The organism is Paraglaciecola algarum, assembly GCF_021532655.1.
GTDB lineage: Bacteria > Pseudomonadota > Gammaproteobacteria > Enterobacterales > Alteromonadaceae > Paraglaciecola > Paraglaciecola algarum.
Genome location: NZ_JAKGAS010000005.1, coordinates 277,018 through 291,186 on the forward strand (window position 1 = coordinate 277,018; position 14,169 = coordinate 291,186).

The 14,169-nt window shown below is 37.4% G+C and carries 9 protein-coding genes and 1 tRNA gene; 4 read left to right on the forward strand and 6 right to left on the reverse strand.

Going from position 1 to position 14,169, the window contains the following annotated elements:
* Nucleotides 1-46 precede the first annotated feature (46 nt).
* Nucleotides 47-499: an immunity 22 family protein gene (locus tag L0668_RS11430; protein ID WP_235312701.1), complete on the forward strand. Its 453-nt coding sequence runs from the start codon at nucleotides 47-49 to the stop codon at nucleotides 497-499.
* A gap of 244 nt (nucleotides 500-743) precedes the next feature.
* Nucleotides 744-1,853 carry a hypothetical protein gene (locus tag L0668_RS11435; protein ID WP_235312703.1) on the forward strand — a complete coding sequence of 370 codons (1,110 nt, stop codon included), beginning with the start codon at nucleotides 744-746 and terminating at the stop codon, nucleotides 1,851-1,853.
* A 92-nt stretch (nucleotides 1,854-1,945) separates the two neighbouring features.
* On the opposite strand, the gene L0668_RS11440 is transcribed toward L0668_RS11435, so the two are convergent.
* The gene (locus L0668_RS11440) at nucleotides 1,946-4,063 is read right to left on the reverse strand and encodes a tetratricopeptide repeat protein (RefSeq protein ID WP_235312704.1); all 2,118 of its coding nucleotides are present in this window, start codon (nucleotides 4,061-4,063) and stop codon (nucleotides 1,946-1,948) included.
* 215 nt (nucleotides 4,064-4,278) lie between these two features.
* Here L0668_RS11440 and L0668_RS11445 point away from each other — a divergent pair, with 215 nt between their 5' ends.
* Nucleotides 4,279-7,188, forward strand: a complete 2,910-nt coding sequence (locus L0668_RS11445; RefSeq protein WP_235312705.1) for a KAP family P-loop NTPase fold protein — start codon at nucleotides 4,279-4,281, stop codon at nucleotides 7,186-7,188.
* 66 nt (nucleotides 7,189-7,254) lie between these two features.
* Here the strand turns inward: L0668_RS11445 and L0668_RS11450 are convergent, their stop codons facing one another.
* The gene (locus L0668_RS11450; protein WP_235312706.1) at nucleotides 7,255-7,422 is read right to left on the reverse strand and encodes a hypothetical protein; all 168 of its coding nucleotides are present in this window, start codon (nucleotides 7,420-7,422) and stop codon (nucleotides 7,255-7,257) included.
* Nucleotides 7,423-7,822: 400 nt separating this feature from the next.
* Entirely contained in the window at nucleotides 7,823-9,253 is a 1,431-nt protein-coding gene (locus L0668_RS11455) for a DEAD/DEAH box helicase family protein (protein WP_235312707.1), read from the reverse strand.
* 144 nt (nucleotides 9,254-9,397) lie between these two features.
* Here L0668_RS11455 and L0668_RS11460 point away from each other — a divergent pair, with 144 nt between their 5' ends.
* Nucleotides 9,398-11,434, forward strand: coding sequence for a hypothetical protein (locus L0668_RS11460; protein ID WP_235312708.1), 2,037 nt, complete (start codon nucleotides 9,398-9,400; stop codon nucleotides 11,432-11,434).
* Nucleotides 11,435-11,875: 441 nt separating this feature from the next.
* On the opposite strand, the gene L0668_RS11465 is transcribed toward L0668_RS11460, so the two are convergent.
* The 3 genes from L0668_RS11465 to L0668_RS11475 all read right to left on the reverse strand — a co-directional run bounded on the left by L0668_RS11465 (nucleotide 11,876) and on the right by L0668_RS11475 (nucleotide 14,116).
* Nucleotides 11,876-12,766, reverse strand: a complete 891-nt coding sequence (locus L0668_RS11465) for a hypothetical protein (protein WP_235312709.1) — start codon at nucleotides 12,764-12,766, stop codon at nucleotides 11,876-11,878.
* Between the two features lie 6 nt (nucleotides 12,767-12,772).
* Nucleotides 12,773-12,970: a hypothetical protein gene (locus L0668_RS11470; RefSeq protein ID WP_235312710.1), complete on the reverse strand. Its 198-nt coding sequence runs from the start codon at nucleotides 12,968-12,970 to the stop codon at nucleotides 12,773-12,775.
* 1,059 nt (nucleotides 12,971-14,029) lie between these two features.
* A tRNA-Leu gene (locus tag L0668_RS11475) sits at nucleotides 14,030-14,116 on the reverse strand.
* Nucleotides 14,117-14,169 lie beyond the last annotated feature (53 nt).

Here is a 14,169-nt window from a genome sequence, read left to right on the forward strand (position 1 = left end):
TACTTTAGAATAATTAGCCTGTCGACCACTTAATAGAAACTCTCACATGCCAGAAAATACTAGATCAACTAACAAAGCTTTACTTTTCGATAAAAAAAACAAAGTATCAATTTGGGTTTCAGACACGCCTTATGCTGATATTCCAGATGAATACTTCGAAGAGTCTTTTTTTAAAAAGAACAAACGGGCTAAAAACACTTGGTCAGACAATTACAATCTCGCGTATTTTTTACCTGAAAATATGGAAACAAATGGCAGTCATGATGGCCTTATCGATATTCAAACCGCAGCTGGCCAATGTTCATGTTCAAGCTCGTTTATGGTTAATTTGTTAAGTAAAGCCAAAAAGAACAAGTTGGAAAACATCAGCTGGATTATTTTAGTATTTGAATTGGAATACAGCACTAAACTAAGTGGTGTAACCAATGATTATTTCACCACATTTTTGGGCGCTTTTAATTACGACCCTATGAGTGAAAGTTTACTAGGCGACGAATAAGCCACATAAGGGCAAACTTAGGGTTAAATTCATCCCCATGTTTGTCCATTTTTTTTACAATTACTAATTCCAAACTAAAACACCTTAATACAAGTTATTGAAAAATATAGAATAAATATACAAGGTGTGAATATTGCTTATATTTCAAACAGGAATAATACTATTCTTACCCCACTTTCCGATGTTTTTGTTTCTCAAAATGGCAGGTGCTCTATCTAGCTTATAAAAACATCGAGGTACACACATGTCCCGCAAACTCCATTTTTCCGCCATATTATTTTTAGCTTTATATTTATTTGTGCAAATTGCTGAAGCAGCCCTCCTACGCACTAGTGGTAGAGGTTCGAGAAGTAGTAATTTTTCACAAACATTTTATTACTTAGATAATCAACACTTAAATCAAGTGGGTATAAAAGAGGCTTCTTACACCAATTTATTTGCCAACAGTATAAGCAAAACAGTGGGTGGCGGTGGCCGAGGTTTAGGGGCGGTGCCCAATACCTGTATAAATGGGTATACACAGTCTGACGAACACGATAAAGATCAAGAAATTAATTATCTGCATGATGATTTTAATGACGGTAAAATCAGCCAAACAGAACGAGACCAGGGTATTGATAAATTAAACTTTGATCTTTATGGCGAACCTTGTGTGTGGGAGTTTGAACAAGGTGAAGCATTGAATATGTTTGGTTTTTTCAGTTTGTTTTTCGACACCCAAGATGTGACTTATGACGTAGATTGGTTCGTAGATGGTAAAGAAATAGCAGGTGGTGGAATAAACACAACTGGCGACTTAGCCACTGCAGACGGCCAAATTGACAAAGGATGGGTTACACTAAATTCTGCCCCCATATTTGATTTAGCTCCTGGAGATTATGCAGTTTCCGTAAACGTAAGTATTATGTCTTCAAAGGGCAAGTTTTTTTGGGAAAACAGAGACCCTTCAAACCCAGCGGGGTTTGAATTCAATCCAACATGTATTATAAACGACGAACATCAGCCTTATATTGATGCACTAGAGAAGTATAATAATTACTTATATGCTGTCGCAGATCATGCAGCTGATCCAATAAATTATCCTGACCCAGGCCCAATAGCCCCTCCAAACCCTGGTGATGTTGAGCCTGCTTTTGAAATATGTGGCCACCCTAGTATTGACTTTACTAGTTATGATGAGTCATTTGCCCCAACACTTTTTAGTTCGGAGCCAGAAATTTTAAGAATTTTAGCGGCAAGTGCTGATCCTCAGCCAGATACTAACCCAGTGACTACCCCCAACCCTTTAAGCATATTGTTGTTAGGGTTAAGTACTGCATTTTTAACCCGACGTGCTAAAAACAGTAAAAAGTAATCTTGTAATAACAAGCTTGAGTTTAACAAGGTGCTGTTCTAAAAGCGCCTTTTATTATGTTTTATGATCAGTCCTGAATAAATATATTTACATTATTCTGCAAATAAAACCGCGGCTTCGATTCTTTGCCTAGCTAAGTCATTATCAATAAACTGAATCAATTTTTTAAACTCAGCCTCTTGAGATAAATTTTGTAGTAGAGGGTCATGCTTAGTCCACCATTCTCGCCAACCATTATCAATAGCTTTAGACAATGCTTGTATGGCTTTTTGAGGCTCAGCCTGCATTGCAAAAATTCTAGCTGTTAAATAATCCAACTCAAAATAACTTATCGATGATTGCAGTTGTTCATCTAGTAATTTTTTACAATGAAGAATGAAACTAATGGCTTCGGTCTCACTTCCTAACTCTAGTAGCGCCCAAGCTATTTCAATTGCAGGGGAGCAATGTGGCATTAAATACACTTCGGATTGATCTATCAGGTTTATTTTTTCAGTTAGTAAGCTGTACGCTAGTTGGTTATCGCCAAACATCGCTTGGTACCACCCCGCTTCAAAATGAACCCAATAATCATCAGGATTAGCGTCAAGTTTAAACTTCATTCGATCAAATAAAGTTTCAATTTTGTTTTCAAAAATTAAGATATTTTCAAAATAATGTTCAATCGCGTTGCTTAACACAGGGGAACCTGTCATTCCCTTTACGATGTCAGTTAAGCCTAACTGAATAAGTGGCCCAATAAATTTATATGCCAATTCTTGATTGTCTGGTGAAAGTTGCATTGCTTTTTGCGATTCACGGATTGCACCAACAAAATCACCTTGACTAAAGTACATATCCGCTAAACCTTGATAAGAAAATGTAGAATCCGGAAAATCAGTTTTCAGCTGTTTGAAAACTTTTTCTGCCTCTTCAATGCGCCCTAAATATGTCAATTCAAATCCCCAATTATAAGCTCCAGTTAGAAACAGGGGATCGAGTTCAAGGGATTTTTCTAAAGCAGAAAAAGACTCGTTAAAACGTTGTAACGAATTTAAAGTCAGATATTTCCACATGTAAGCGATAGCTAAGCTTGGATTTAGTTGTATAGCTTTGTTGTAATCTTCTATTGCATCATCAAACTTATTTTGCATGAATGAAATATACCCCTTCACGGCATAGGCTTCGGCCATTTCAGGCTGGCGCACCAGCGCCTTATCAATATTTTGTTGAGCTAAGGCTGCGGCGATATCGGTTTGAATTACGCCAAATCGCAACTCTCCTTCAGCAAGTAATACAAGTGTATCTGCCAAGCCCACATAGGCTTTGGCGTATTCAGGATCTAGCGCTAATGCTTGCTCAAAAAACTGCCGCGCTTTTTTCATGGATTCAGTAGTTTGTTTACGATATTGTTCACGGCCCTTTAGATACATCACATAAGCATCTGTACTGTTGGTGCTAGCTAAACTGTTAAAACTGCCGGCCTCTAAATATTTGTCTTGCAGCAGGTTGACGATAGCTCGGCCAATTTCACTCTCTACAGCAAATATATCTTTTAGCTCACGTAAAAATGTTTCGGTCCATAAGGCATGGCCAGTTTCGGTATCTAACAACTCCACTCGAATTTTAAGACGACGATCTTGGGCACGCACACTGCCAGTAAGTACGGTTTTTACTTCTAAGCGACGACCAATATCCACAGGGGTTAGGCCTTTTTCAGCTAATATTTGACTGGAACGAGAAGCTGATACGGTAAAACCCTCTGAACGACCCAGTAAACTGGTGATCTCTTCAGCTAGCCCCAAGGCTAAATAACTTTGGTTTTGCTCTGGACTTTGGTCAGTGAAAGGAAGAACAGCGATAGAGTCTGCAAGTTTTACAGTCGCTAAATCTTTTTGAGTTGCTTGTAGTTCGTATTTAATCGAGTCGAAGTATTGCACACCTACAAAACCACTTATCAATACAACTGAACATAAAGCGGCCCAATTTAACCAACCTAAAGGTTTAATAGTGGGGTTGTTTTCTTGATCTAAACTAGGGGTGCGTGAAATACCGTCAAAGCTAAAGTCGAAATGCCAAGCTAAGTATATTGCCACCGGGAAACCGCAAGCTAAAAGCAAAAACGTAGCGGGCCCAACTAACGGACTCACCACCATTACACTGCCCAACACACTCACGACTTGCAGAATTAACCAAGCAAAGCCAACATAAGCTAATAAGGGCTTTGCCACCTGTCGTCTTCTAAGTTCACTAAGAAATCGCTTCACTGTAGTAACAAATCCTTTTTATTGGATATTTAAAGCATAAAGCACTGATAATACATATGCAATAAAGTCACTGCACAGTGTAATACCATGTATGGACCCTCTTCGATTGCATAACACAGCCGTTACTTTACTAATTTAATTGGCAAGACTATTCTGAAGTTAGAAGATGGAATTGCCCAATGAAGGTAAAGGATATGGCTCAGGCACCGCGACAAAAATCTAGGGATTTTGATAAGCAATCACTCGATACCAAAGGCCCCACAGAGCCGAGTTCCGATAACTCAAAACCTGTAAAAATCAAATCAGAATTTCCCCGTAAAAAATTTGCCTTATCTATTTTGATTATGATTTTAGGCATTGCTTTAGCCTATTTTGCAAACAGTATCATGGCACCCAACCCTACCCCTTTTAATGGCAAGTTTGATTTGTTCAGCCTAAAAAGCTGGCTACAGCCAATTGAAAAAAATGGTATTTATAGGGTGACCATTTTAAATACCAGTTCACCAATCAAAGAATATGCAGTGATTGGAGAGCTGTTAGCCTTAAAGTTTGCATCAGGCCAAGGAAAAAGTATTTCACCTACGGGGGTGTTAAGTGATTTAAGTGCCAACAACAGTGAGCAATTATCCACTCAACAAAACATCGATTTAGCTAATGATACTAATGAATTATCAGAAAATTCTAAAACTCAAATTGACCAGCTATTTGTCTCGATACCTAAGGATAGTCGCATAACCAAAGTGACCTTAAGTGGTTATGTAGGCCTTCCGTCAATTCCACAGCAAAAACAACCATCAAAAAACGTCCAATACCAACAACAGATCCAACAAAAATCCTACAGCCCAGCCCCAACAGAGCTAGCTGAAGAAACTCATGAAGACGCAAACAGCATAAGTAGTCGCTTTGTAAGAATAGTCAGAGATCATATTGTAAATAGAGCAAGTGCATATAATGTGGTTGAAAACGCCTATGGTTTATCCCGCCACTATTCCAATGGCTGGCAAGCAGGCGCTGGTCAATCAAGTGGGGTAGTAATTGAAATAGAATACCAAGTCAATGGGGTAACTTGGTTGGCTTTTAGTCCTGCTAACATAAACATTTTGTCATCTTGGCAAATCGTTAACGGTAACATTTTTAATTACACAGACAATAACAATAACTTAAAAACCATAGCAGCTCTTGCGAGTGCGTTTATAAGTGCAGATCCCAATGCACTCACATTAAACCAACAAGGTGATATGTTGTTGCCAACCACAAGCCTTCCATCACCAGAACTTTATCCTTCGGCTTTTTCTTTGCTGATTCTTTTTACTTTTGGTTTTTTGTCAATTCGCACCTTGCGTGTCACACATACTGAGCATGACCTAAACGTAGTCAGCGAACAACAAATCATAGATAACTTTATTTCAGACGCACCAGCAAATGATCGCGCTCAAGACAAATTAGGCTTTGTAGAAATTTCAAAAGCCCTATCTAGCTTTTTGCGTAATACAGGCACTAAGGCCCCATTAACTTTAGCCATTTCTGGAGTGTGGGGCAGTGGTAAATCGTCACTCATGAATTTTTTAAAACAAAATTTAGAATCCTATCGAATTCGGCCGGTATGGATCAATGCTTGGCATCATCAAAACGAAGAGCAGTTTTTAGCTGGGCTGTTAAATGCAGTTCAGTCAAAGGCAATTCCGCACTTTTGGACCGCAGCCGGATTATTGTATCGTTGGAATTTGTTTAAAATGCGTTGGTCTGAATCTCCTTTCATGTACCTTGTTGCCTCATTATTTTTCTTTGGTTCAATCAGTTATTGGTTAACCTTACAAGAATTCGATATTTCCATGTTATCCAGCCCGAAAGATAAAGAAAATTGGCAAAATTTCACCGCTATTATCACCACCTTACTGGGCGGAGTTCCTCTGCTGTTAGCAAGTATGAATAACCTATCTAGAATGGTAACGTCAAACAATCCCATTAGATTATTATTTGGCTCTCCTGGCCGAAACTTAGATTTACGTTCAAATGTAGGCTTAAGAGAAAAATTTGCTAAGGAGTTCAATTTGTTATGTAAAGCACTTGGCGATTCTACCCTCACAATTTTTATCGATGACCTAGATAGATGCAAAGAGTCAAGAATTATGGACGTGATGGAAACCCTAAATTACCTAGTGTGTAGTGGTAACTGTTACATAGTACTTGGTATGGAGCGTGAACCTGTTGAAAAGGCCATCATTAGTTATTATCGCGGCACCCATGAGGATTTAACTAACCAAGATTTAACACTAAAAGCGACCCGGTATTTAGAAAAGATCATTAATATAGAAATCCCAGTACCAGCTGCCACACCAGCCCAAGTCGGCTCCTTAATTACAAGTAAAGAGGAAGCAGCATTTACCCAAACGAAAAAGTGGAACTGGTTATCACCTATTTTATTTTTTGTAGCCTTGTCTAGCAGCATTATTTTAGGTAGCTATTTTGCTGGGGTAATTTCCATTAACTCAACTGACGTTCAACAAACTTCTAGCCCAACTGACGCCAATGAAAGCACAACTAATAATACAGAGTTAAGCGCTCAAACTAACTCAATCCCTAAAACTAAGCCCTTACAGGTGTTATCAAGCTTTGAGAAGCCCACAACACAAGATCAAACTATTTATATTGTTATTCCTATACTCACGATTAGCTTAATCGCGTTAGTGATCCGCTTAGAGCGGTTCCGCCAACGCAAACAAATTGTAGAGCAAGACTCAGCGCCATTTGTAAAAGCCATAGCTGTTTGGGCTCAAGCATTGGGCACATCTAACCATACCCCCAGAAGTATTAAACGATATGTTAATCGAGCTCGATATTTAGCTATGCGTAACATTGCATCCAATGCAGGTATAAAAGAAGAAAACTTAGTGACATTAGCGGCATTACTTGAATTTGCCGATCAAAATAATGTGGACGATATCGACCAGCTAAAAAGTTACCTTCCTGACTTTAAAGAGGAAGACTTTGATAAGGAGATTAAGGCGCTACTAGATAAATTAGCAGACATCACTACAGAACGAAAAGCCAAATTTTTACACTGGATTAATGGCATAAGAGTCAATTAACTAAATAACAGTCACTGCAGTAAACACAACAAAACCCGCCGAGGCAGGTTTGTTATGCTTTTATTCTTAACGAATAAAAGTGGTACCAGAGGCCGGATAATCTTGATGGCCTCTAATCTCGCTGTATCCCGCATGCCTAGGTACAGTTAAATGAATATATAGCTTAATGTCGGCACCCCAAATCGTCAACCCTAGGTTACCCAAGGCAATCAATTCACCTTGTATCTGCTTCATGAGTGGAAGCAAAAAGGACACTGGGGGTACCCAAGATTACATTGGGCAGCACTAGTCATAATTTCTGTTTCTAGGTAACCACAAGAATAGATCATAGGAGGCCCTGTATGATCCTGTGTAAGCCCCTATAATTACCCTTTGGGGTTGTACTTTTAGCAGATGTAATAGCTTCTATGGATCACCTAGAGATCATAAGGGAGGCCTTGTAGTTATAGCAGAAGGAAAATAATACATTTAGTTATATCCCTTTGTTTTACTCAAGGTTTATTCTAAATGTATAATATCAATTTGCTTACTTAGTAAACTTAGGTATTTCAATGGTTAAATTAGTGGGGGATTCTTACCTTATAGGCTTAAAGACAAGAGTACCCCATTAAATACTTTGGTCACCTAAGATTATTTAGCTAAACTCCTTAACTACCTGTTGGTAGATTGCTTTGGTTATTCTTTTGTTAGGATTCTTACGTCTAAAATCACGCAGGTAAATTAAAGCTTCATCTAACTTATTCAAAGATGGGGTAAGTTCAGTTAGTTTAGTTCTATCCCTACTTCTAGCTTTCTGCTCTGCTTTATTGTCACTCACTTTATTCGAGTATGTGGCCTTTCCTTCGGTGTCAATCTCTAAATCAATGGGTAACTTGTAGACCCTTTTATTAACCCAAGGAGCTAGCTTACTTGCAAAATATTCAGCAGTAGCCTTATCACCAAAACAATAATATAAATCTTCAGTACCTAAATCATTATGCTTACTATTCCTGATAGATGTTCTCAGTGCACCTTGGTAACGGTCATAATGGTAACAAGCTTTTCGGATGTCAGATTGATTCATACCTAAATGTTCTCTGTAAAACTTCTCTGTTGATGGGATTGGCATTTGAGTATGTAGATCCATGAAATGATGAACCTTAGAATAATCATTAAACCCATGAGATTTAACGCTTAGTGTAATCCCCCCATCACCAATTTTCTTAACGTTAATAAACTCGTCCCAATGCTCTCGTTCAAAGGTAAGCATTATGTCTTCAAGTTGAGCATCGGTTAACCTAGCCTTACGTGTCGTTCTCCATTCAGAATTTTCTAAAACATATGCAATATTAACAGAGCCTTTGGTAACGTGTTCAGTAGCTAATCCCCAGTCCAATGATACCTGTTTTATCCCAGCTGATTGTAATGCGTGATATTGCAGTGTATCTTCGTAACAGGCCGCAAGTAATGTAATATCTGAGAATTTAGAGCAAAAAGCGGGGAAATTTAAATAGGTATTCCACTGCAGCTTCGAGCCAGACGCTTTCGGATGGACAATCATTAATGGATTTCTTGCATACAGTACAATATCTTGGTGTTCTTTCGGAAACTTATAGCCAAGTCCATCGAATCCCTCAGGCTTCGTTTCTGCTAACCCAAGCCTGAACATAAGCCCATCTGTTTCTGATTCCGTGTTACTGATAATTTCACTGCCCTCAGCAACAGTGAAACCTTCGTCAATATAAAGAGGCAGCTTGACATTGTCAGAGATGTCATAAGCGGCTCGGATTAACGACTTAGTGGTGCACAAGATGACATGTGGAAACTCTGAAGCTGATGAGATTCCCTTAATTATCTCCTCAATCACAGATTTGTAATTCTTGCGCCAACTTGACTGTTTTGGAGCAACAATAATACTGCAAGGGACGTTTAGTCGTTCCAGTCCTTCTTTGGTTTGTTCAAGTAGCTTTTTTGTTTCGGTAGCGTAAACTACTGTTTCACCTGCTTTAATCCTGTCTAAAATCTTTCTTATTGCTGTTTGTGTTTTACCAGAGCCACAAACTCCATCCACGTAATATATCTGCATAATTTTACAAAGCTAATCTCAGTTAATGCTTGATAATTTAACACTGTACATGTTACTAGGCAGTATGTATAACGTACAGATAATTAGGAATATTAAGCCCATAAAACAATGAGTAAGTATGGTCTTTATACAAAGGAGGTTTCATTGAGTTTGACAACTGATTATACAGCTACTTTAGCCAACAACATTTCTCCTACATCTGCAGTGCTGGGAGCTTTTCTATTTAATGAATTCTCATATCAAGAAAAATGTACATATCTCCAAGGTCTAAAAAGTGGACTCTTAAGTTATGATCTAGTTAGATTTTGCATATCAAATCTAGAGTTGGAAGATACACTACTTGAGTTATTCGAGTTCCCTGATAGGGGTGGTAATAGTCGAATCACATACACACTAGAGCCATTTCAGGACATTAGCAGTTTACTAAAAGACCTAAAAACGAAGTTATATTTATTTAATCCGTGTGATGAAGAGTCTTTTCAATCTTCAGTTAATGATTTTTTTATAGTTTTAAACTCAGTACAACAACTTTTAGTTTTCGATTTTTATGAGTTTGGTGCAACGGGAGTATTTGGCAGACACATTAAAATCACTGATTCCCATGATGACATCGTCAAAGTTGACTATTTAGCAGAGTTAATTAAGCAACATAGTTCATATCATGCAGCCTGTGATATATCTGACTTAACTTATTCAATATTCTTTAATTCGACTCTATTTGATAAGAAAAAGTATATATTCACTCCAAGGTTAATTCAGTTCAATAAATTAGAATACAATAAACAATATTTAGATCCTTCAGGTGAAAGCACTATATATAGTGAGTCGACTATAGATATTGCATCCATAAATGAGTTACTAAACTCTCTCTGCGACGATAATCGACGAAATAGTGCATCATACAGTGTATTAGGTTCTGCATTTTTTCCAAGTACAGACAATGCTATAAACGTATTTTCTCGATTATTTGAAGGCGATAAAAATACTGAGTTGAAAACCAGTGCTTTTCTTGAGAATACCAATAATTACGCAGCCAATTCCTTAGTTCATGAAATATTGAGCACCTATACTCAGGAGGAACATGAAGAATGGAAAAATCGCTATTGGGAAGTTGCATACTTAGGTGGTACTTGGGGGAATAAGGTAGCAGCAATATTATCTAATCCTAATTCAATAGAGCAGACAGGGAGATATTTGTTTGACAATTTGCTTGATAACACTGATGTTCAAAGTTTGTTAATTCTCTCTGCTATCGCAAACTTTTCTCCACTTCCAAGTTCTATTTGTTGCTACATTGATAATTACGTGTACCAGCAAATAAAAATAGAAGATCATTCAATTAGTCGGTTCAATAACAAAGATTTTCGATGTGATTATAATGAATACAAAGATTTTTCTGAGAAATATGGAGATGACACGGAGTTTTTATCAAATCTCTTCTATGGTTTCAGACTACGTAATAAATGTATATTTGCTGATGAAAGCGTACCCTCACGTAAATATGAGCTCAATAAATATTTAGTTTTTACAGATGGTGCATTGAAATTAGTCAATCATATAACTCGCCTAAGAGAAGATTTCATAGAGTATCTTAACAGTAAAGAACTTGAAGAGTTTTGGGATATGGCTCTTAGTAAGAAATCCGCTATCGAGAGAGAGTTTATAGAACAGAATGATTACAACAAATATATATTGGCTGAATTAAAGTCTGAAAGAATAAAAAAGTGTTTGTATTCTTACGCGTTTCGAGTAAAAGAGCTTGACGACCTAGGCCTATTATTTCGCATCCTTGGTATTGAAGATGCAGAACTTGTCAACGATACTATTGCTCTATCTCCAATATCTAGCACAGATTTTTTGGGCACATCTCGTGTGGAATCGTTAATCTCAAATAATAATCATGTTATCACTTCAAGCGTCAATAATTTAAGCGAAAAAGTAGAAGAACAGGCACTATTTCAGAAAGCGAAAATGGAAGATGAATACAATAAAATGCGCAATGAACTGTCTATAATGCAAAGTATGCAAAAGGAAATTGAAAGTACTCAAAGAGAAACAACAGACGCTATAAAATTATTATCTCAAAAGATTGTAACTCCGAGTAGAAGTAGCTTTCATGTAATTAATTTTACTTTGTTAACCGCGATAATAATTGGTTCTCTCTTTGTAATGCACAACTAACTCAGAACTATTAGTAAAGTGACTATGGGGTACTCTTGTCTACTAGGCTTATAGATAAGAACCCCCCACTAATTTAACTTAATTAATCCCTGAATTTTACTAATTGAAGCAGATAAATATTATACATTAAGACAAAATCCCAAGTAAAACAGAGTGATATAACTAAATGTGTTTTTTCTTCCGCTATAACTACAAGGCCATCCCTCAGGATCTCTAGGTGATCCATAGAGCCTATATCATCTGCTAAAAGTACTACCCCAAAGGTTAACTGTAGGGACTTACACAGGATCACACTGGGCTTCCTGTAGCCTATTCATGCTCACTGATTGTATATAAATCAATTCAGACATTATTTTTATTGGATTACAATAGGTTCGGTCATGCATTAGATCCAAATGAAATTCCTATAGTTATGGTTTGTGATTCTTCTGCTTATGAAAGTTAATATTTGGCCTCGATTTTCCAAGTAATTCTACCAATTTCATCACCCTCAAATAATTGCCGAGCATAAATATAGTAATCGCCGGGCTTGGTATCCTTCGGGACGAAGTAATTAATATTAAAGAGAGCTTCTATCGGAAATGATCTTACTTCAGACAAAATGGTATTACAGCTGTTTATCTCTAAATCAACTCTTGATTTGATTTGAAATGAATCGTCAAAGGTTACCCACGCGTAACTTCCCTCTGGTAATTCACAGCATACTTCAAGAGATATGCGTTCCTCTAAATCAAATTCAGGCCCCCTGACATAAAAAGGGTAAGAGTTAAACTCGTTAGAAATATTTGGAATGTTGTCTACAACATTAAAATTTCTCCAAGCTACATTATTATTATTTCTAATGAATGATCTGAAATCCCTTATACTACTAATCCTTGATAAATCAGGCGCTGAATCAAAAGGATTGTGAATCAATCCAATAAAACAATAATGACCTTTATTCGGTGCATTGTTCCATTCTATCGGTTTTGAAACCATTGCTATTTGATTATTGGGTAATGCTGGAAGGCTTGCCTTTCCAATAAATGTCCAATATTTTGGAAGGACTAAAGTGCTCGGCTTACTCCAAAATAAATCTACATGTGAATTATGTGCTATCAGAGGCGATTTATTGAATGCTCGAATATATATGTAATTAGCATTACCGAATTCAACATTATCACTAAGGTCATACCGATTAATAGTTCCGCTGTAGTGACCAAATTTCTCACTAGCATTTACAACTTCCTTGTTTTTTACAATTATATCTGGACTACGAGAGGAACCTCCGCTTGGAATATTTCCAATATCGTTGATATCATCACGCATGTAGACTTCAGGAAATACTCTCATAGCCGTCTATTCCCAACGAACTTGGGATAATCTCATAACAACTTGACTGGCAATACTATTCGTTTTTGTTTGGATTCCAACGACGTATCCTTCATCGTAATCAGAACCTGATCTATTTTCATCCATAAACTGGGGAACTGAGATAGCAATTGCACGGAAGGGGCCCGCTGGAACAGGCCCTCTACCGTCTCTCCTAAATGTCATGTTATCATCCCAAATGTCCCTCCATTTAATATAATGCTTAGTAGGAGTCCCACTGATAGACCCTTTTAAAATCGAAAGCCCATTGGATAGATATAATTGCTCAAGATCGGTCGGATAATCTGTTGCAAGTGCGTCTTCGCTTTTTTCTTTGTCATTGCTCATTTTATTCATTTCCGTTTAGCTATTAATATAAGGCTTGTAAAGCCCGTGAAAGCATGCTGATTACAGCAGCAAAAAGAACTTTATTCATTAATCACCATTGTTCATTCACGGCACCGTATTTGATATCTCTACGCGATAAACATTAGAAACTGTTTGAAATTTATCTGTAATTTGAACATTTCAGAGCCTCCTGATGCACATAACATGTTTATAAAGACCCAATCGCGCATATTTCTACCACGGGTGGGGTCGTATTTCTGATGTTTAATATTTTTACCAAACTATCTAAGGTTTTGCCACCAATAGATTTTATATCCCGTTAAATTATCTGGTCTGAGGGGATAAACGACCGAATTGCTCTATTTTCTTGACTATGCACGCAAGTAGGCTGCAACTGTGTGTATTTACAGTTTCATGGATATTAAAATGAAAACTCGTTCACCTTTTTTAAACTACATCTCTGATTATATGTTTACGTCCACTTTTGGCACTTTTCAGTCTGAGTATAAGTGCAATAAATGATACGGCTTTCTTGAGGTTCTTAGTTCATGAGCTATGTTTATGATTAAACGAACTCATGGACGACCATCATGCAAAGCCCTCCTGCCATACTAGTCAAAACTTGGCTTCAAATACTTAAATCTGATATGGATAAACAAAATAAGAACGAAGCCGAAAACAAGATTATAAAAGCTTTCGGAAGCGTAGAAATTGCTATTGTATATATGGAAGAAAAAACTACTGTCTATGATTCGTGCTAGGCCGACTAGTGTAAGCCAAACTTCCCAGCGAAAGCCACGACAAACATTTTAACACCATTTAGGAAAGTATCTATGTGGGGTTTTATGATGGGTAAAAACAAAAAACCTTCATAAACTATTGATTTATAAAGGTTATTGGTACCAGAGGCCGGACTTGAACCGGCACGCCCGTGAAGGCAACGGATTTTGAATCCGTCATGTCTACCAATTTCATCACTCTGGCATTTTACATCGAAGATTTAATCAAGGTATCTTCGAGAGGCAGGCATTATAGCG

Coding starts and splice junctions, on each gene's coding strand:
- L0668_RS11450 (WP_235312706.1), bottom strand. CDS start 7,422: ATGAAGCAGATACAAGGTGAATTGATTGCCTTGGGTAACCTAGGGTTG.
- L0668_RS11435 (WP_235312703.1), top strand. CDS start 744: ATGTCCCGCAAACTCCATTTTTCCGCCATATTATTTTTAGCTTTATAT.
- L0668_RS11465 (WP_235312709.1), bottom strand. CDS start 12,766: ATGAGAGTATTTCCTGAAGTCTACATGCGTGATGATATCAACGATATT.
- L0668_RS11470 (WP_235312710.1), bottom strand. CDS start 12,970: ATGACATTTAGGAGAGACGGTAGAGGGCCTGTTCCAGCGGGCCCCTTC.
- L0668_RS11430 (WP_235312701.1), top strand. CDS start 47: ATGCCAGAAAATACTAGATCAACTAACAAAGCTTTACTTTTCGATAAA.
- L0668_RS11445 (WP_235312705.1), top strand. CDS start 4,279: ATGAAGGTAAAGGATATGGCTCAGGCACCGCGACAAAAATCTAGGGAT.
- L0668_RS11455 (WP_235312707.1), bottom strand. CDS start 9,253: ATGCAGATATATTACGTGGATGGAGTTTGTGGCTCTGGTAAAACACAA.